The organism is Pseudomonas sp., from assembly GCF_030150285.1.
Taxonomy (GTDB): Bacteria; Pseudomonadota; Gammaproteobacteria; order Pseudomonadales; family Pseudomonadaceae; genus Aquipseudomonas.
The window spans coordinates 19,870-38,082 of record NZ_JASLGE010000034.1; the positions used below are offsets into that span (position 1 = coordinate 19,870).

The window sequence follows — 18,213 nt, forward strand, 5'->3', positions numbered from 1 at the left end:
CCTCAGCCGTTAGGGCCTACTGTCGCAACGATCGTGACTTGCTTGTTGTCAGGAATTTCCTGGTACGCCAGCACATGCAGGTTAGGCACCGCCAAACGTCCAAACCGCGAAAGCATCGCGCGCACAGGGCCTGCCACCAGCAAAATCACGGGATTGCCTTGCATCTCTTGACGCTGAGCCGCGTCGATCAGTGAGCGCTGGAGCTTTTCAGCCATGCTGGGCTCCAGTAAAACGCCTTCTTCCTGACCTTGCCCTGCCTTCTGCAAACTATTGAGCAATATTTGTTCCAACCTTGGCTCAAGCGTGATAACTGGCAGCTCAGACTCAACACCGACAATGCTTTGCACGATGGCGCGGGACAATCCGACCCTCACAGCGGCAACCAAAGCGGCAGTATCTTGACTCTTATGGGCATTGTTCGCGACGGCCTCGGCAATGCTGCGGATATCGCGCACCGGCACCTGTTCGGCCAACAGCGCCTGCAACACCTTAAGCAACTGCGACAAGCTCAAAATGCCCGGCACCAACTCTTCAGCCAATTTTGGCGACGATTTGGCCAGCAGTTGCATCAGTTGCTGTACTTCCTCGTGGCCAATCAGTTCGTGGGAATGCTTGTACAGAATCTGGTTGAGGTGCGTGGCCACTACGGTGCTGGCGTCTACCACGGTATAGCCCAACGACTGGGCCTGGCTGCGCTGGCTGACTTCGATCCACACCGCTTCCAGACCAAAGGCCGGGTCTTTGGTGGTAATACCGTTGAGGGTGCCGAACACTTGGCCGGGGTTGATTGCCATTTCGCGGTCCGGGTAGATCTCGGCCTCGGCCAGAATCACCCCCATCAAGGTCAGGCGATAGGCGCTGGGGGCCAGGTCGAGGTTGTCGCGAATGTGCACGGTGGGCATCAGAAAACCCAGGTCCTGGGACAGTTTCTTACGTACGCCCTTGATGCGCGCCAATAATTGGCCGCCCTGGTTGCGGTCTACCAGCGGGATCAGCCGGTAACCGACTTCCAGGCCGATCATGTCGATGGGCGTCACGTCATCCCAGCCCAGCTCCTTGGTTTCCTGGGCGCGGGCGGGTGAAGGCAGCAGGTCCTGCTGGCGCTTGACCTCTTGCAAGGCCTGAACCTTGGCAACGTTTTGCTTTTTCCACATGAGGTACGCTGCGCCACCCGCAACGGCGGCCAGGCTCAGAAAGGAAAAGTGCGGCATTCCCGGCACCAGCCCCATCACCGCCATCAAGCCCGCCGACACGGCCAGTGCCTTGGGCGAAGCGAACATTTGGCGGTTGATCTGCTTGCCCATGTCTTCGGAGCCCGAAGCCCGCGTGACCATGATGGCCGCCGCCGTGGACAGCAGGATCGATGGCAGTTGCGCCACCAAACCGTCACCAATGGTCAACAAGGCGTACACCCGGCCGGCATCGCCGAACGACATGCCGTGCTGGAACATGCCCACCGCCATGCCGCCAATCAGGTTAATAAACAGGATTAACAAGCCGGCGATGGCATCACCGCGCACGAATTTGCTTGCACCGTCCATCGACCCGTAGAACTCGGCTTCCTGGGCAACTTCCTGACGGCGTGTCTTGGCCTGGTTCTGGTCGATCAGCCCCGCATTGAGGTCGGCGTCGATGGCCATTTGTTTGCCGGGCATGGCGTCGAGGGTAAATCGCGCGCTCACCTCGGAAATACGCCCGGCACCTTTGGTGACTACCACGAAGTTGATGATCATCAAAATCGCGAACACCACCATACCCACTACGTAGTTGCCGCCGATCACCACCTCACCGAAGGCTTGAATCACCTTGCCCGCGGCCGCATGCCCGTCCTGGCCATGGAGCATCACCACCCGGGTCGAGGCCACGTTCAGCGCCAGCCGCATCAATGTGGCGACCAGCAAAATGGTGGGAAACACGGCAAAGTCCAAGGGCCGCAGCGCGTACACGCACACCAGCAGCACCACGATCGACAGGGCAATGTTGAAGGTGAAAAACACATCCAGCAGAAACGCCGGAATTGGCAACATCATCATTGCCAGCATTACCAGCAACAACAGCGGCACGCCTAACTGGCCATGGCCCAAACCGGCCAGGCCGCTGCGCGCGGTGTTGATGAACTGAGAACGATCCAATGACATTGCACAAACCTTTAGCAAACTTTTGACGCCCGGTGCGCCGTGAGCCTGCCTGTGCAAGAAACCTTCCAACTTTGGCCAATGGCCATATCGCAGACACAAACAACCCGGCCCATACGGGCAGCAATGCCAGGTTCACCGTTGTTATCCGCGTCAAATCGAGCAGTGCGTGTGGGCAGCACTCAATTCCAGCACCACTCGCCCAAATCGATCACCAGGCACGCACTGCTGCTGGAACCAAACACCACGTCGATCTTGCGATTGGGCACATAGTGCGCCGAGGCTTGCCCACCAATCAGAATATCGCCGCAACGACCGTCACGGGTTCGGGGGCGATCCCGCCAGACCGGTACGCTGTCGAGCTGCAACTGCCGTACCAGGTTGCAAAGAATGAAACTGCGCACACACCGACCGTTAATCCCCTCAAAGCTCAGGGATTTGCGCACAAACGCCAGAATGGAATCGCGCTCTTTGTTGCAGCGCTCAACAACCGCAGCGTAATAGTCTTCCCGCCCCCACCCGTGGGGCACCGTAGGCAGCGAAATCACGGCCAGCAGGTTAGACCCTTCGGTGCTGAACCCCATGATCCGTCGCCCGCATGTTTGGTCGACCCAGAAAATGGCAAACGTACCTTTCAGCACTGGAAAAGCCGGGAACAGCCCTTCCAGTTCGACGTGGGCCATGTCCCAAGAGTCGCTAAGGGCATGGGTTTTGACTGAGCCGTCAGGAATAAGCGTTAACTCGATGGGCATCGCGCCTCTCCATAGCTGAGCACTGGGCACTCCACAGCGCGCTGCCTTCAAGTTAAGCGGATTTTTGCGATGCCTCTACTGGCAACAATGACAGTCCGTCGGTCAGGGCACGCCCATGACAAGCGTTGCGCTACCGGTATAAACGCCAGCATCGGGGTAACTGCCTGGCTTTCGAATGAGCGAGAAGGTGACGTCATCGCTTCCGACGCTGTTGTGCAGGTTTGTCGTAAAGGATTTACCTGGCCCCACCACCACGCCTCTGCGGATCAATCCCGTGCCGAGGTCAGCATGACTCATGGCAATGGAATCGGTGTTGAACGAAGCCGGCGCCCCCTTCAGCGTAATGGTAATGGGCAGGGTAATATTGGGATCAGGGCATGAATAGTTAAGGGTCACTGTCTTTTGAACAGTGGAGCTGAGCGGGCTGTCGCCGATGGTAAGGGGGTCAACCTGATCAAAATCCACATCAATGGGGTTATTACCATTAATTGTGCAAGTTGATGGCTCTAGAATGAAGCCATTTTGGGCAATAATGTTAACGGTCATATCGTTTCCAGGTATGCCCAAGTTATTCACCTGCCCTATAAGAAGAGTACCCAGTAGGTCCCCCGCCAAAATATTAATGGGTTTGCCGGGTAACCCCTGAAGACTCATATACATGTTCGTTTTAAGGTCTACCCCGTTTCCGTTATTAGGCAGCGTTGCCATGTGGGTCCTAAGGAAGATGGGAGCGGCGTGCCGGCGGCCTGAGATGAGCAGCCCCATCTTGTGGCCTACGAATTTCGCGCCCGGCGTGAGCCCAACAGATCGCGTGGACATGACGTCGTAGTCAGAATTGGGAGTGGTTGGGCCTGGCTGGTACCTACACTCTAATTGATAGCCGTCCAGATCAATCAATCCCGCTCCTGGCGTCGCCTTCACATTGACGCGTATGTCCCAAGTTGGGCCAACTTGTAACCAGGTACCGCCATTTATTCTGCATTGAGTGGCATCAGCGGTTTGCATGACTAACAGAAAAAGTATGCCCGCAAGGTATTTCATGATGTTCTGTACTCCAGGCAGTGCACTGCACAAGCCACGACTGGGTGGGGTTACGGATAGCTCAACGTAAACGTCGACACTGCGCTATACGCACCCGCCACGATTGATTGATCCGCAAGGGCCTTGGGTTCACCTATGACATAGGCCTTGAACTCAATCAGGTTGTTCCCGTCGCTGAGTGCCTGTTTGTCAGTGGCTGTGTTCAAGGGCAGCGGGGTGTTCTCCGGCGTTTCCAGGCCAATGGCAACCCCTGAGGTGCTACTTCCCGCGTCCAGGGCCAGCAGGCCCGGAAGCTCGAGGCTTTCATTGCCGCTAAAGGTTGTGGTCACCGAGTCGCCTATGCGGGTATCGCACCCTTCAAGATGAATCTGGAACACCTTGCCTAGCGTGCGGGTGTTGAGGTACAGGTCTTTAGGTGAGGTGTCCCACAACTCAAGCGCCAGCGCTTCGTCCCCGGGGCGAATGCTGCAAGCCTCTTGAACCAATACGCCCTTGAAACTCAAATTGTCTGCGCCATGACTGCTGTGAGGCAGCACCCACGGCAAAGCCGCCAGCACTGATAGCGTTAAGGCCTTGCAACTCTGCCTATTTATCCAACGTGGCATGGTCTGCTCTCCTCATTGGTACTTGGCCAACAACGTTGCCGTTGCTGAAAACTCGCCCGGGCCCAAAGAAGTGCCTGCACGAATGATCGGCACCACTTCCAATACGGGTGCTGCCGCCGGGTTAATCATTAACGCTGTGTTGAGATCCAGCGGTACTCCGCCTTGCAAGAAGCGAATCCCAAGATCAGGTACGCTGGTCTGCAACGCTGAAGTCTCAAAGGCTGTCGCTGCGCCCTCAACCCTGAGCACCATTTCCCACGGCAGCGTGCCCGCCTCACACGTAATGGTGTAATCAATCCGCTTGCGGTAATTAACCCCATCAATTTTTTTGAGTCCGACTTCCTTGAAGTCAACTTCAACGGTGCTGCCACTGTTGATGAGGCATGCAGGTGGCTCCATCAACGTGCCATCAAAGGTGAGGTTGGCCAGTGCACCGCTGGAGAGCCCAACGCTAAACACTGCAAACACCGCAGACTGTTGCCAGGATTTCATCCTTTTTTCCCCTTTCATTGCAGCGCAACCACGATCGTCGCCGCGGCCGAAAAGGCCCCCCCTTCAAGAGTGCTGTCGGCTTTTTTAACGAGCACCGCTTCCATTCGTGGCAAGGTCGGGTAGGTAAATTTCAGTGCGTCATTGAGGGGCCATGCCACCCCGTCCATCAGGAACTTGATCCCAAGATCGCGGTTATTGGTGCTCAAGGAAGTGCCATCAAACGCTGCACCAGCACCCTGCAAGGTAATGGTCATGGCAGTTGAGGGCTGTCTTTCACACTCCACGGTGTAGGGCACATCGCGCCGATAATTCACCCCGTCAATCCGGGTCGTCATCAGGTCGTTTCCAAAGGGCACGTTAGGCGTGCCGCCGCCGTTGATGATGCAGGGTGGAGGCGCAAGGATTTCCACGCGAATGTCCACTCCGACCGCAGCCAGGGTGCCTTGGCTCAGGGTCACCAGCAGACAGCCGCAGACAACTGCCCAGTGCGAAGTCGCCATCTTTTTTTCCTCACTCATAAATGAGCCTGAAATCCATTGCCGCTTTGAAGGCACCATTGCCCAGTGCCGCTGAAGTGCGCGTTGGTTGCACGTACCACGTCAGCGTGTCGCTGCCGTGGGCTAAAAACAGTGGTTCGCCACGGGCCCCCAAAGGCACACCGCGCCCCAGGGCATCGGTAATACGCAAACCCATGCCCGTGACACCCTGTACCTGGACCAGCCGCGGATCATCCACGTCTGCCGGGGCTATAAAGGCGACAGACACCACTGGCTGGTAGGCACTCCACACCAAATTGCCGGTACGCTCGCTTTGCAAACTTCCGGAGGCGCGCTGGCAATCGAGAAAGCGCAGCTGGAAAGCCACGGGTGCTGCTTGATCACCCGGGCGCTCCAATTGGCTGCGCGGCACGGTGTTGAGGTCGACCGTCTGGTCGTACGAAGACATGTCCAGCACACAAGGTGAATTGTGCAGCGAGCCCGAGACTTCAATGAGCCCGCTCATTCCATCAATCGCCTGCGCCTGAAAAGGCAGGGTTTGCAACACCAGCCACAACGCACTGAGGGCTGTCACTTTGAACGGGTTCATAAGGGTTATCCCTGCACAGGCTACTGATTGTCCGGGGACGCGCTCGGGTCTACCTTGCAGGTCGTGTCGCTGCACGTGAATGACAAGGTGGGGCGGCCACCGTAATCGTTCACATAGGTCAAATACGGCGTGGTGCCCAGCGCAGTAACAGTAGGTGCCAGCTTCAGCGCGCCTTTGGGGGGCACCATCAGCGGTTCAAAACCCGGAGCGGTTTTGGCGTCTTTACCGGGGCGGGCATCAATCAGCGTGATGTAATACGGGGTGGGGTTATTCACCTGGTAGTAATCCCCCATCCGTGTGAGGGTCAGCTTTTTCTGCCAGGGATCAGCCAACTCCTGCTGGCTGGGGATGATAGCGGCCGGGCGGTAGAACAATTTGATCCGGGTCTGCAGGGCAATTTGCAGGCTGTTGGCCTTGTCGCTGCGCGGCGGTATTTCGCGCAGGTTGAAGTAAAAAACCGTTTCTCGGTCCTGCGCAAGCGACTTGGCAGCCGGCAGCGCCTGAACTTTTACCTGGCTCTGCTTACCCGGCTCCAGGCGTTGAACGGGAGGGAGTACGATCAAGGGCGAAGTGATTTTCTGGCCTTGCTCATCTTCCAGCCACCCTTGAGCCAGATAAGGCAGTTGGGTGTTGTTGTTTGTAATGGTCATGCTGACGGCGTCTTTGCTGCCATCAAACACAACTCGAGTTCGGTCAAGGCCAATAGCTGCATGAGCAGTATTGATCAGGCACATCGTCAGAAGACTGAACGCCAAAGGCGCGAAGCGAGATTTCATAATCATGAGGAAGTTTTCTCTGTATCAGTAAGCGTTCCGCTCAGCGAGGCTGGCGCAGGGACGTCGTTATTTTCCTCTGCCATCTGGCAGAGCAGGTTCAGTGCCGAGGTAAACCCTGCGGCCGGTAAACGTGCCGGCATTTCGAGGGTGCAACGCTCAGCGCCATCCCAACTGACCCTCATCTTCGCGCCCGGCTCAATACCACTCAGATAGACACTGCCCCCGTCATTGACGATGCCGGTGTCCTGCTGCCTTGCATTTTTCACCGTGGCCCCGAACGGCGGGACGCTGCCATCAGCCATGCGTAACACCGCCATGGATTTAAAGCCGGCCACCACATCCAGCGTGCGATAGCCGATAGCCCCTTCTGTCAGCGTGAGCTGAGTAACGGACTGCGTGGCCTCGACATTCTCGGGCAGACTGTCAATGTCAACACTGGCAGCGGTGCGCAAAAAGCTGCTGACGTCAGACACCACAGCCTTGCCATAGCGGTTGCTGCGGGTAGGCACACCTGAACCCCGGATCGGTACATCAGGCACGCCACTGGTATCAACCATCAACCGAGTCCCGCCGGTACCCGAACTGCGATGCAGTGCACCGCCATACGGCGTTAGCGTGGCCCCACCCCGTGCCGACAGGCCAAGGCTGGTGTGATCGCGCGCTTGCATACTGGCGCTAAGGGACAGATCCGCACGCTCACCGGCGTGGCTAAGGTAACCACTCACGGACGTGTCGCTGGCCGACAGTTGATAGCTGTTACGCTCATCCAGCCGGTCACTGAAGCGCGTACTGACACTGCTCGCGCCCGAGGCGCGATTCGCACTGGTCGTGAGCGTGCCGGACTTGCCCAGCGGCAGGCTGACCGATACATACAGGCCGGTACTGTCGTTTTTGGCACCGCTGTAGTGATCTCTTTCCTGGTTTTGAAACACATTCAAAGACAGGCTCATATTTTTGACATTGCCCACACTGAAATAGCGGGCCATCGACAGGCTCCATCGCTCACTGTCAGGTCGATCCCAGTAGGATTGATTGCTGTAGTTGAGGTACACGGAGAGCCCGGCATCTTGAAACCGTTTGTTAAACGTCGCGGTGTAGAGCGCTTTGCTTGAGCCTATCGGCCCACCGTACTCACTCGCATTCAAGTACTCGCTCATGCTCAGGTAGTTCTTCTCGGAAAACCGGTAACCGGCAAACGAGACCTGCGTGTCGTATTCGTCAAAACTCTTCGAATAGCTCAAGCGATAGGACGCGCCAGACAGGGCTTCATCCTCAATCTCGGCATGAGATTTCGTGGCATCCAATGACACAGCCCCGAAGGCCAGCAAGTCGCGACCGACCCCAAGCGAGAGCGCTTTATAGTTTTTGTCGCTGATGCCACCCCCAAACAGCGACCAGCCGTTAGTGACACCCCAGGAAAACTCACCTGTCGTAAAGGCTTTACCCTGCCCACCATCGTGAAGGTCGGAGGGCCGCCCGGCAGCCAGTTTGTAACGCACGGTTCCGGGGCGGGTCAGGTAAGGAATGCTGGCCGACTCAACCGTGAAGGTGTGTACGCTGCCATCCTGCTCTTCAACCCGCACATCCAGCGTGCCGGTGACGGCATCGTTGAGGTCCTGAATTCGAAAAGGGCCCGCCGCAACCAGGGCGTCATAAAGAACGCGACCCTGCTGGCTGATAATGACTTTGGCATTGGTTCTGGCCACGCCGACCACTTCGGGCGCATAGCCGCGCAAGTTGGGCGGTAACTGGCTGTCGTCGGAGTGAAGTGACGCACCGGTAAAACGGAAGCTGTCGAACAGGTCCGAATACAGGTAGTTTTCACCCAGCGTCAGGCGAGCATTGAGTGAAGGCAGCGCGCGATAGGCATAAAAACGGCTCCATTGCAGCGCTTGCTGGCGGCTGTCACTGCCCTTCTCGACACGGCCCTGCCAATCGGCACGCAACCGCCATGGGCCGGCGTTGGCACCAAAAGTACCGTTGCCAGTCAAGTCATTGCGCATCGCCGTGCCGGGGTCACGAATCGACTGTGCCGTCAGGTTGTAATCAACCAGCAGGCCCGTCACACCGTCATCCCAGCGTGCCGGCGGGTCCCAATTCGGGGCGTTGTACTGCAGATAAGCTTGCGGCAGCGATACGTAGAGTGTCGCGGTGCCCAAGTCCCCTCTGACCTCCATCCCCGGCAAACTTTGACTATTGAGGCACTCACCGTTTTTCCACCAGGTGAGTTCAGCCATACGTTCGGGTTTCAACCCCAACTGCGCCACCAGATCGGGTGACAAACACGCCTGGCTACCTTGGGGATCTTCATCGGGAGCATAAAAGCTAACCGGCTGTTCTGGCTGCTCCTGGGTGTTTATCTGAACCACCATAGGATAGGTTCCCGGCAGGATAAACCCACTGCGAGAAAACCGTGACAGATCGATATTGGAGCGATCATCAAGGTCGAGAATATCGGTATTGAATTGGATATCGGCGGCGAAGGCTTCACCTCCAATCGACATAAGCCCTCCCAGCACGCCAGAACGAAGCACGGCCCTAACGGTCGAGGGGGTTCGCAAGGTAAACAACCGATGCATATTAGAAGTACTCCAGCCTGAAGCGCACCGCAGTACGGTGAGACCCAACAGCCATAGGGCGGCCATTACCGACCAATTGAAGGGTGTAGCGCAGCTCTTGATCCTCACCCGTAAGGGGCGTCAACGGCATCGGGACACCTGAGGTGCTTGTGCGGCCTTGGCTATCGGCAATGCGCAGGGCTATACCCTCTGAGGTGCCCTCGGTACTAAAAAGCGCACTTGCCGAATCAACCCGTCCTTCAAAGGTCACGCGCACGTGCTGCCAATCAGGCAAATAATTGCCGGGGCGAGAAGGGTCAGAACGACTTAATGAGCACTTGACCAGGCGCAACGAAAACGGATGAGGCACGCTTGCTCCTTGGCGAATAAGTTGCCCCATAGCCGTAACATCCATCTCAATGAGTTGATGTGCACTGCTACTCTCCAGCGCGCAGGCCGAATCAACAAGTTGCCCCTCAAGGGTGACAAGCCCACTGCCCTGCCCAGCAGCAAGAGCAACACCGAGAAAAGTTGCACCGCCGACGAACATGGACGTTTTAATTAACGCTGCAAATGTTCTCACCCAAACCTCCGGCAATAACCCTCACCGCCAATAACAGCAGCGAGGGAAAACAGCTTACTGATAAGCCAACGAGAAGTTAGTAACGGCTGCGAATTCACCCACAGTAATATCGCCTGTGGCTTTGCCTTTCAAATACGCATTAAAAGACAGCGTATTGTCCCCTTCAACCAGGCCGCGCGGCGAAGTAGCCTTACCCAGTGCAACAGGCGTATTACGATCATCCAAAATGACAATCCCTGCGCCCTTGGCGGTGCCGCTAATGGCCAACGCGCTCGGAACATCCACTGACTCTGTACCGGTAAAAGTGGCGGTCACGGTGTTGTCTGTCAGGTCCTCAAGGTCGCAACCTGTCAGCTCAATTTTAAAAGGCCTCAACGCAGACGATCCGCCTTCTTTCAACTGAGAATTTGCAACTTGACCAAACATGACAGATTGATCAGAAGTACCGGGCGTGATAGAGCAAGCCGCTGCAATGATTTCCCCGCTAAAGTTGATCTGCCCCGAACCGGCTGCATGAACAACAGAAGCAGAAGTTGCCATCAAGACCATGGAAGCCAAGACTGTTTTCATTTTAAAAGACATAAAAAAACCCCTGATAAATTATAGTCAACGCACACAGATAAACTTAAGCCAATAAAACCAGGCACATCATTACCCAATGAAAACCGGAAGACATGAATAATCAATATCAGCTTCGGATGTTTAACTGCATTTATGAACGCGGAGCTAATCTAACAGACGAATTTAAAAAACAACGTAGGGGTCAAACGACCAAATTTGTAGGAATTTTCTTTGTATATAGGAAAATTCCCAAATAATAGAAATTCATCTCGGGATGGCTTGTCTTGCCCATCAAAGGCCGCGTAACCGATGCGCCGATAGCGTTCGTGCAGAGCTTAAGAGCGCGACAGACCCAGGCACTGCTCAGTCATCGCGCCGCAAGTCCGGCGGAATAGGGACATCCTTAAGCGGATCCGGGCGTTTGCCCTTGCCTGCCTGATGCTGGCGGATCTGGTACACGTAGGCCAGCACCTGAGCAACGGCCAGGTACAGACCGGCCGGGATTTCCTGCTCAAGCTCCGTGGAGTGGTAAATCGAACGCGCCAACGCGGGCGACTCCAGCAGCAGGATATTGTGCTTGGCACCGATCTCGCGAATTTTGAGTGCCAGAAAGTCGCTGCCCTTGGCTAACAACAGCGGTGCCCCGCCCTTCTCCGGGTCGTACTTGAGGGCTACGGCGTAGTGCGTCGGGTTGGTGATAATCACATCGGCGTCAGGAATGGCCGCCATCATGCGACGCTGTGACATTTCCCGCTGCACTTGGCGAATGCGCTGCTTAACCTCGGGACGACCTTCCTGATCTTTGTGTTCGTCGCGAATCTCCTGTTTAGTCATCAGCAATTTCTTACGGCTTTCCCACAATTGCACCGGCACGTCCACTGCGGCAATCAGGATCAACCCACAGGCCATCCACACGGCACTCCACGCCACCACTTGCAGGCTGTGAATCACCGCCAGTTCCAGCGGTTCCTGGGCGATGCGCAGCAAATCGTCAATGTCAGACTTCAATACCAGCAAGGCCACGATCAAGATGATGAAAAACTTGGCCAAAGCCTTGAGCAATTCGACCAGCGCTTTGGCCGAAAACATGCGCTTGATTCCGGCGCCAGGGTTCATGCGACTGAACTTGGGGGCCAGGCTGCCGGCGGCAAATAGCCAGCCGCCCAGGGCAATCGGCCCAACCAGGGCAGCAATCAGCAGCGTGACCAGCACAGGCTGTACGGCCATGAGGGCCACTTTGCCGGAGTGCAGCAAAAAAGCCGCCATTGAGTCAGTGTTGTATAACGTTTCGCGGCTGATGCTGAAGTTGTAGCGCATCATGTCCATCATGTCGCGCGCCAGCACGCCACCGAAAATCAGCAATCCCAGCGAACCCGCCAACATGATGGCCAACGTATTGAGTTCTTTGGAGCGCGCGATTTCGCCCTTTTCCCTGGAGTCTTTTTTTCGCTTCTCCGTGGGTTCTTCTGTTTTGTCTTGACCGCTTTCGCTCTCTGCCATGGCTATTTCGCCTGTGCCAGTTCACGTAAAAACTGCAAGGCCTCAACGGCCAGCGGCTGATACTGATTGAGGATGTCCGCCATGCTGACCCACAAAATCACCATGCCCAGCACCAGGGTCAAGGGAAAACCAATCGCAAAAATGTTGAGCTGCGGCGCGGCACGGGTCATCACGCCAAACGCGATATTGACCACCAGCAGCGCGGTGATGGCCGGCAGTACCAGCAACAGCGCGGCCCCCAGCACCCACCCCAGCTTGTTGGCGATCTCCCAGAAGTGATTGGGCATCAGCCCGCCGCCCACAGGCAAGGTGGTGAAGCTTTCGGTGAGCACTTCGAACACCACCAGATGGCCGTTCATGGACAAAAACAGCAAGGTCACGAGCATCGTTAAAAACTGCCCGATCACTGCCGAATTGACGCCGTTGGCCGGGTCGACCATCGAGGCAAAGCCCATGCCCATTTGAATGGCGACAATTTGCCCAGCCACCACAAACGCCTGAAAGAACAACTGCAACGAGAACCCCATCAGCGCGCCGATGATGATTTGCTCGGCAATCAGCATCAGCCCGCTCAGGCTCAGCGGGTTGACCGTGGGCAACGGCGGCAGGCTCGGCATGATGGCCAGCGTGATCGCCAGCGACAGAAACAGCTTGATGCGCTTGGGCACCAGCGGCGTGCCGATGATGGGCATGGTGCTCAACAGCGCGCCCACCCGAAACAGGGGCAACATAAACGTGGCGACCCAAGTGCTGATCTGCGCGTCGGTCAGGGTAAGCAGCGACATTTAGCCGATCAACTGAGGAATGCTGCCGTACAACGACAGGATGTATTCCATAAAGGTCTGCACCAGCCACGGCCCGGCCACGATCAACGTCACCAGCATCATCAGCAGGCGCGGCAGAAAGCTCAGGGTCTGCTCGTTGATTTGCGTGGCAGCCTGGAACATTGCCACCAGCAAACCGACCAGCAGGCTGGGCACCACCAGCACCGCCACCATCACGGTGGTCAGCCACAACGCGCTGCGAAACAGGTCAACCGCGACTTCCGGGGTCATTGCGGGTTACTCCAGGTCATGACTCACACTCCGCCGAAACTGCCAGCCAACGTGCCAATAATCAGCGCCCAGCCATCCACCAACACAAACAGCATGATTTTGAACGGCAGCGAAATGATCAACGGGGACAGCATCATCATGCCCATCGCCATCAACACACTGGCCACCACCAGGTCGATGATCAAAAACGGAATAAAGATCATAAAGCCGATCTGGAAAGCGGTTTTCAGCTCGGACGTCACAAAGGCCGGCACCAGAATCGTCAACGGAGCTTCGTCCGGCGTGGCAATGTCGGTGCGCTTGGACAGGCGCATAAACAGGTCAAGATCGCTGGTGCGGGTCTGGGCCAGCATAAAGTCCTTGATCGGGCCCTCGGCCTTGAGAATCGCGTCCTGGGCCGTGAGCTTTTCCGCCAGGTAGGGTTGCAGCGCGTTTTCGTTCACCTTGTCGAACACCGGAGCCATGATAAACATCGTTAGAAACAGCGCCATGCCGGTCAGGATCTGGTTGGAGGGGGTTTGTTGCAGCCCCAACGCCTGACGCAAGATTGAAAACACAATGATGATGCGGGTAAAGCTGGTCATCAGCATGACAAACGCCGGAATAAAGCTCAGCGCGGTCATGATCAGCAAAATTTGCAGACTGACCGAATATTCTTGCTGGCCGTTGGCCCCGGTGCCCAGGGTAATGGCCGGGATCGACAACGGATCGGCACCTAACGCCAGCGGCGCGGCCAGCGCCAACAACAACGCGACAACTAAACGCATTACGGCTTGTCCTTTTGGTGACGCAATATGTCCATCAGCCGCTTGGCAAATTCCGGGGTCGCCGGTTGCGTGCCGCCCGGGGCCTGCACGGGTTCCTTGAGCACGTGCAACGGGGTGATGCGGCCCGGCGTCAGGCCCAGCAGGATTTGTTCGTTGCCCACTTGCACCAGCACCAGCCGGTCACGTGCGCCCAAGGCCCGCGAGCCAATCAGCTCAATGACTTGCCCCTGCCGAGGCCCGGCGTGCTGAACACGTCGCACCAGCCAGGCCAGAGCAAAAATCAGCCCTAGCACCAGCAGCAACCCCAGCACCAATTGCGTCAGTTGCCCCCCCACACTGCTGACCACCGGTACTGTTGCCGTCGTCGCCACGGGTTCAGCCGCCAACACGCTCAGGGGCATAGCCAATAACACGCCAAGGAGCCGTTTCACTTAGCGCAACTTCTTGATGCGTTCGCTTGGGCTGATCACGTCAGTCAGGCGGATCCCAAACTTTTCATTGACCACCACCACTTCGCCATGGGCAATCAGGGTGCCGTTCACCAGTACATCCAGCGGCTCACCGGCCAGGCGGTCCAACTCAATCACCGAACCTTGATTGAGTTGCAGCAGGTTACGGATATTGATGTCCGTGCTGCCCACTTCCATGGAGATGGACACAGGGATGTCCAGAATCACATCCAGGTTAGGGCCGTCGAGCGTGACCGACTCATTGTTCGGGCGCGCCACGCTGCCAAATTCTTCCATCGGCAGGCGGTTGGGTGCCGGCTTTTGTGACTCCCCTGCGGCCAGCAGCGCGTCGATGTCCGCCTGCCCCGCATCACCGGTTTCTTCCAGCGCCGCCGCCCATTCATCAGCCAGGGCCTGGTCTGCAGCAGTTGTATCGTGTTCGGTAGCCATCGGGTGTCCTCGGCGGGCAGTCAGTCGTTAACACAGTAAATTCGGAAAGGCCGGGCTTAGCGCCGGCCGATGGGCTCAATCACTTGCAAAGCCAGGTTGCCTTTGTGCGAGCCCAGTTTGACTTTGAACGCGGGCACGCCGTTGGCGCGCATCACCAGTTCATCGTTCATTTCGATGGGAATCACATCGCCCGGCTGCATGTGCAGAATGTCCCGCAGGCGCAATTGGCGGCGGGCCACCGTAGTATTCAGCGGCACGCTTACGTCCAGCACGTCTTCGCGCAAGGCTTTGCTCCAGCGCTCGTCCTGATCGTCAAGGTCGGACTGGAAGCCGGCATCGAGCATTTCCCGCACCGGCTCGATCATCGAATACGGCATGGTCACATGCAGGTCACCGCCGCCGCCGTCCAGCTCGATATGGAACGTGGACACGACAATGGCTTCACTGGGGCCGACGATATTGGCCATGGCCGGGTTCACTTCCGAGTTGATGTACTCGAAGTTGACTTCCATGATGGCCTGCCAGGCCTCTTTCAAGTCAACGAAGGCCTGCTCCAGCACCATGCGCACGACGCGCAATTCGGTCGGGGTGAATTCGCGGCCTTCGATCTTGGCGTGACGGCCGTCACCGCCAAAGAAGTTGTCCACCAGTTTGAACACCAGTTTGGCGTCCAGAATAAACAGCGCCGTCCCCCGCAAAGGCTTGATCTTGACGAGGTTAAGGCTGGTGGGCACGTACAGCGAATGCACGTACTCGCCGAACTTCATCACCTGCACCCCGCCCACGGCCACGTCAGCCGAGCGGCGCAGCATATTGAACATGCTGATGCGGGTGTAACGGGCAAAGCGTTCGTTGATCATTTCCAGGGTCGGCATGCGCCCCCGAACAATCCGGTCTTGACTGGTCAGGTCATAACTTTTGACGCTACCGGGTTCGGCAGCGGCTTCGGCCTGTACCAGACCATCATCGACGCCATGCAACAGCGCATCGATCTCATCCTGGGACAGCAGGTCTTGCACGGCCATGTCGTGGTCCTACTGCAATACAAAGTTAGTGAAGAGCACCTGATCAATCACCACTTTGCCGAGTTCCTTCTGCGCGACTTCCTGCACGCTGGCAGTGGCTTTCTGACGCAGCATTTCCTGGCCCACCGGGGTGGCCAAGTCTTCGAAGCGTTGGCCCGAGAACAGCATCACCAGGTTGTTGCGGATGACCGGCATATGCACCTTGAGGGCATTAAGGTCATTGAGATTGCGCGCTTGCAAGGTAAGACTCACTTGCAGATAACGCTGGCGACCGTCCGCGTTGAAGTTGACCACAAACGCGGGTGGCAGTGGCTCATAGATGGCGGGTAATTTGGCGTCGGTTTGAACGGCTGCCGGGGCTTCACTTTTCGGGCCACTGAGAAAATACCAGGTGGCACCCACAGACACACCGATCGCCAGCAATACCGCCACGGCGACCAGAATAATCAGCTTGAGTTTGCCTTTGTCGGCGGGATCTTTTACTGCGTCGCTCGTCGCCATGCCAATAATCCGTCACTTTTGGGTTTTCACAGGTGCAGAACAAGGCAGAGCAAGTGTTATGCCAGAACGCTCGCGATCTTTTGATCTGACCAGTGATCCAAGCCCCCCCCACTTAAACCACGCTCACCTCACACCGGGTTAGCCGCGACACGGCCAAGGAGGGCCGATCGCGGCGGGCCCACGGAGCAAAGCCTGTGGTGAGGGCATGCCGAGACACAGCGAGGCACCGAGTGGTAGGGGCGTAAGGCCAGTTCAAGCCGGAGCCTTAAGTGGCCGTGATCGCAGCAATGGATAGGCCGAAGATGGGGCGGTACTGCTTTTAAAGATCAAAAGATCGCGAGCAATCGAGCGTCGACCGGCTGCTCCTACGGATCACGGATGGCAGCGTTTGTAGGAACGAGCTTGCTCGTGATCTTTTGATCTGGCTTTTGATCTAAAGGGCCCCCGTACACCCGTCAACCATGTGTCCGGTCTGTACAGCTTTTCAAAGTGGCACGGCGTAAAGCCGGAGCCTTAAGTGGCCGTGATCGCAGCAATGGATAGGCCGAAGCTTCTAAAGATCAACAGATCGCGAGCAATCGAGCCTCGACCGGTTGCTCCTACGCGTAGTAATCCACAGCGCTGGAGCCCAGCACGACCGTGGGGGCAATAATTGGGGCGGGGGCCGCTTCGTCATCGCCGCCCCCATCAACCCGCGACCCTGGCGTACGGGCTTGAGTTTGCGGGTCTTGACCCTGGCCCTGCCACTGCCGGGACTGGTCAGAGACGTTAACGTCCACTTGCGTCATGCCATGCTGCGCCAGCATTTCGCGCAGACGGTGCAACTGGCTGTCCAGCGCTTCGCGCACGCCCGCGTGACCACTGGCGAAGTTGACCTGCGCCGACTGGTCGGCCGCTATATTGACGCGAATGTCCAGACGCCCCAATTCCGCAGGCTCGAGCTGGATATCAGCCGATTTCAGGTTGGCGCTGGACAAGTACATCACACGGTTGACGATCTCTTCAGACCAGCCGCTTTGGTGCATAGCCAAGGGTTGATTAACGGGCAGGGCATTGACGGTTTTGGGCACACTGGCCTGTGTCAACGCCGCCAAACGGTTGGCAAAGTCGTCGACCCGCGTGTCGCTGGCGGTGCTTTTCAAGTCTTTTAGACCTTCCTCGACCAAACCTTTAAAGGCCTTTTCGCCGCCCTCTCCGGGGCTGGCCGTGTCGGCCTCAGGCTCAATGGCCAAGGCGACTCCGCTGGCCTGAGCCGTTGCCGCAGTAGGCGGCGAATCGGGCTGCGCGGTTTTGGCCGTAGACTGACTGCCCGCAGAAATATGCCCGCCCTGCTCCATCGCCAGGCGCACGGCTGGCAGGTCGTCCAGCGGGTCGGCGGCGGGGTCGAAGTGTTCATCCGCCACCGGCAGGGTGGGCGCGATCATAAGGCTGGAAGCTACGGGGTCAGGCGCTTGGCCATCAGGCGGCGCAGGCACCTCTGGCACGGAAACCGCAGGGGATGCGGGCAGTGTGGGTTCGATACCGGCATTCCCGTCACCCGGCTCAAGTGCGCTGCCCTCCTGATCGGCCTGCACCGTGTCATGCGCTTTGCCAACAGGCAAGGGCTTGCCGCTATCGGCAACGTCACGCGCACCACCAGATATTTTATCGTGGCCTGACTCAGACCGGGGCACCGGGTGTGCCGACGAATCGGACGCCTTGGCGTACACCTTCGAAAAAGTGTCGCGCCCTGCACGCACGGGCTCGACATCAGGCGGCGAGGCTTTGGCGGCAACAGCAGACGCGGCAGCGGCCGGGGTTTGAATCAACGGGTTGGCGGCAAGGGGCATTAGCGGGTCTCCACTGTACGGCTGGCATCGGTACAGGTCAGAGACTTA

20 protein-coding genes are annotated in these 18,213 nt (G+C 57.4%); all 20 read right to left on the minus strand.

Annotated elements, in window-relative coordinates; genetic code table 11:
• Window positions 1-2: 2 nt before the first annotated feature.
• Window positions 3-2,132: a flagellar biosynthesis protein FlhA gene (flhA, locus tag Q1W15_RS07905; protein WP_300726046.1), complete on the minus strand. Its 2,130-nt coding sequence runs from the start codon at window positions 2,130-2,132 to the stop codon at window positions 3-5.
• 185 nt (window positions 2,133-2,317) lie between these two features.
• Window positions 2,318-2,887: a hypothetical protein gene (locus Q1W15_RS07910; protein ID WP_300725940.1), complete on the minus strand. Its 570-nt coding sequence runs from the start codon at window positions 2,885-2,887 to the stop codon at window positions 2,318-2,320.
• 102 nt (window positions 2,888-2,989) lie between these two features.
• Entirely contained in the window at window positions 2,990-3,928 is a 939-nt protein-coding gene (locus Q1W15_RS07915) for a fimbrial protein (protein ID WP_300725943.1), read from the minus strand.
• Window positions 3,929-3,978: 50 nt separating this feature from the next.
• Entirely contained in the window at window positions 3,979-4,533 is a 555-nt protein-coding gene (locus tag Q1W15_RS07920) for a fimbrial protein (RefSeq protein ID WP_300725947.1), read from the minus strand.
• A gap of 12 nt (window positions 4,534-4,545) precedes the next feature.
• Complete coding sequence (locus Q1W15_RS07925; protein WP_300725950.1) at window positions 4,546-5,025, minus strand: fimbrial protein; 480 nt, start codon at window positions 5,023-5,025, stop codon at window positions 4,546-4,548.
• Between the two features lie 14 nt (window positions 5,026-5,039).
• Entirely contained in the window at window positions 5,040-5,525 is a 486-nt protein-coding gene (locus Q1W15_RS07930; RefSeq protein ID WP_300725953.1) for a fimbrial protein, read from the minus strand.
• Window positions 5,526-5,535: 10 nt separating this feature from the next.
• The gene (locus Q1W15_RS07935; protein WP_300725956.1) at window positions 5,536-6,111 is read right to left on the minus strand and encodes a fimbrial protein; all 576 of its coding nucleotides are present in this window, start codon (window positions 6,109-6,111) and stop codon (window positions 5,536-5,538) included.
• 20 nt (window positions 6,112-6,131) lie between these two features.
• Entirely contained in the window at window positions 6,132-6,893 is a 762-nt protein-coding gene (locus Q1W15_RS07940) for a fimbria/pilus periplasmic chaperone (RefSeq protein ID WP_300725959.1), read from the minus strand.
• The gene (locus Q1W15_RS07945; RefSeq protein ID WP_300725964.1) at window positions 6,890-9,391 is read right to left on the minus strand and encodes an outer membrane usher protein; all 2,502 of its coding nucleotides are present in this window, start codon (window positions 9,389-9,391) and stop codon (window positions 6,890-6,892) included. Before Q1W15_RS07945 ends, Q1W15_RS07940 begins: the two co-directional genes overlap by 4 nt.
• Window positions 9,392-9,467: 76 nt before the next feature.
• On the minus strand, window positions 9,468-10,028 hold the full coding sequence (locus tag Q1W15_RS07950; protein WP_300725967.1) for a fimbrial protein: 561 nt from the start codon (window positions 10,026-10,028) through the stop codon (window positions 9,468-9,470).
• Between the two features lie 54 nt (window positions 10,029-10,082).
• A complete protein-coding gene (locus Q1W15_RS07955) occupies window positions 10,083-10,610 on the minus strand; it encodes a fimbrial protein (protein WP_300725969.1) in 528 nt (175 codons plus the stop codon).
• A gap of 342 nt (window positions 10,611-10,952) precedes the next feature.
• Window positions 10,953-12,089: a flagellar biosynthesis protein FlhB gene (gene flhB, locus Q1W15_RS07960; RefSeq protein WP_300725972.1), complete on the minus strand. Its 1,137-nt coding sequence runs from the start codon at window positions 12,087-12,089 to the stop codon at window positions 10,953-10,955.
• A 2-nt stretch (window positions 12,090-12,091) separates the two neighbouring features.
• On the minus strand, window positions 12,092-12,874 hold the full coding sequence (fliR, locus tag Q1W15_RS07965) for a flagellar biosynthetic protein FliR (RefSeq protein WP_300725975.1): 783 nt from the start codon (window positions 12,872-12,874) through the stop codon (window positions 12,092-12,094).
• Window positions 12,875-13,144 carry a flagellar biosynthesis protein FliQ gene (gene fliQ, locus Q1W15_RS07970; RefSeq protein WP_300725978.1) on the minus strand — a complete coding sequence of 90 codons (270 nt, stop codon included), beginning with the start codon at window positions 13,142-13,144 and terminating at the stop codon, window positions 12,875-12,877. It lies immediately after the preceding gene.
• A gap of 23 nt (window positions 13,145-13,167) precedes the next feature.
• Entirely contained in the window at window positions 13,168-13,911 is a 744-nt protein-coding gene (fliP, locus tag Q1W15_RS07975; protein WP_300725981.1) for a flagellar type III secretion system pore protein FliP, read from the minus strand.
• Window positions 13,911-14,342 carry a flagellar biosynthetic protein FliO gene (gene fliO / locus Q1W15_RS07980; protein WP_300725984.1) on the minus strand — a complete coding sequence of 144 codons (432 nt, stop codon included), beginning with the start codon at window positions 14,340-14,342 and terminating at the stop codon, window positions 13,911-13,913. The genes fliP and fliO overlap by 1 nt, the downstream gene beginning before the upstream one ends.
• Entirely contained in the window at window positions 14,343-14,810 is a 468-nt protein-coding gene (gene fliN / locus Q1W15_RS07985; protein WP_300725987.1) for a flagellar motor switch protein FliN, read from the minus strand.
• 56 nt (window positions 14,811-14,866) lie between these two features.
• The gene (fliM, locus tag Q1W15_RS07990; RefSeq protein WP_300725989.1) at window positions 14,867-15,835 is read right to left on the minus strand and encodes a flagellar motor switch protein FliM; all 969 of its coding nucleotides are present in this window, start codon (window positions 15,833-15,835) and stop codon (window positions 14,867-14,869) included.
• A gap of 9 nt (window positions 15,836-15,844) precedes the next feature.
• The gene (gene fliL / locus Q1W15_RS07995; RefSeq protein ID WP_300725992.1) at window positions 15,845-16,336 is read right to left on the minus strand and encodes a flagellar basal body-associated protein FliL; all 492 of its coding nucleotides are present in this window, start codon (window positions 16,334-16,336) and stop codon (window positions 15,845-15,847) included.
• A 599-nt stretch (window positions 16,337-16,935) separates the two neighbouring features.
• Window positions 16,936-18,165: a flagellar hook-length control protein FliK gene (locus tag Q1W15_RS08000; protein WP_300725994.1), complete on the minus strand. Its 1,230-nt coding sequence runs from the start codon at window positions 18,163-18,165 to the stop codon at window positions 16,936-16,938.
• Between the last annotated feature and the right edge of the window lie 48 nt (window positions 18,166-18,213).

Coding starts and splice junctions, on each gene's coding strand:
- Q1W15_RS07910 (WP_300725940.1), bottom strand. CDS start 2,887: ATGCCCATCGAGTTAACGCTTATTCCTGACGGCTCAGTCAAAACCCAT.
- Q1W15_RS07915 (WP_300725943.1), bottom strand. CDS start 3,928: ATGAAATACCTTGCGGGCATACTTTTTCTGTTAGTCATGCAAACCGCT.
- Q1W15_RS07920 (WP_300725947.1), bottom strand. CDS start 4,533: ATGCCACGTTGGATAAATAGGCAGAGTTGCAAGGCCTTAACGCTATCA.
- Q1W15_RS07925 (WP_300725950.1), bottom strand. CDS start 5,025: ATGAAATCCTGGCAACAGTCTGCGGTGTTTGCAGTGTTTAGCGTTGGG.
- Q1W15_RS07930 (WP_300725953.1), bottom strand. CDS start 5,525: ATGGCGACTTCGCACTGGGCAGTTGTCTGCGGCTGTCTGCTGGTGACC.
- Q1W15_RS07935 (WP_300725956.1), bottom strand. CDS start 6,111: ATGAACCCGTTCAAAGTGACAGCCCTCAGTGCGTTGTGGCTGGTGTTG.
- Q1W15_RS07940 (WP_300725959.1), bottom strand. CDS start 6,893: ATGATTATGAAATCTCGCTTCGCGCCTTTGGCGTTCAGTCTTCTGACG.
- Q1W15_RS07945 (WP_300725964.1), bottom strand. CDS start 9,391: ATGTCGATTGGAGGTGAAGCCTTCGCCGCCGATATCCAATTCAATACC.
- Q1W15_RS07955 (WP_300725969.1), bottom strand. CDS start 10,610: ATGTCTTTTAAAATGAAAACAGTCTTGGCTTCCATGGTCTTGATGGCA.
- flhB (WP_300725972.1), bottom strand. CDS start 12,089: ATGGCAGAGAGCGAAAGCGGTCAAGACAAAACAGAAGAACCCACGGAG.
- fliR (WP_300725975.1), bottom strand. CDS start 12,874: ATGTCGCTGCTTACCCTGACCGACGCGCAGATCAGCACTTGGGTCGCC.
- fliQ (WP_300725978.1), bottom strand. CDS start 13,144: ATGACCCCGGAAGTCGCGGTTGACCTGTTTCGCAGCGCGTTGTGGCTG.
- fliP (WP_300725981.1), bottom strand. CDS start 13,911: ATGCGTTTAGTTGTCGCGTTGTTGTTGGCGCTGGCCGCGCCGCTGGCG.
- fliN (WP_300725987.1), bottom strand. CDS start 14,810: ATGGCTACCGAACACGATACAACTGCTGCAGACCAGGCCCTGGCTGAT.
- fliM (WP_300725989.1), bottom strand. CDS start 15,835: ATGGCCGTGCAAGACCTGCTGTCCCAGGATGAGATCGATGCGCTGTTG.
- fliL (WP_300725992.1), bottom strand. CDS start 16,336: ATGGCGACGAGCGACGCAGTAAAAGATCCCGCCGACAAAGGCAAACTC.
- Q1W15_RS08000 (WP_300725994.1), bottom strand. CDS start 18,165: ATGCCCCTTGCCGCCAACCCGTTGATTCAAACCCCGGCCGCTGCCGCG.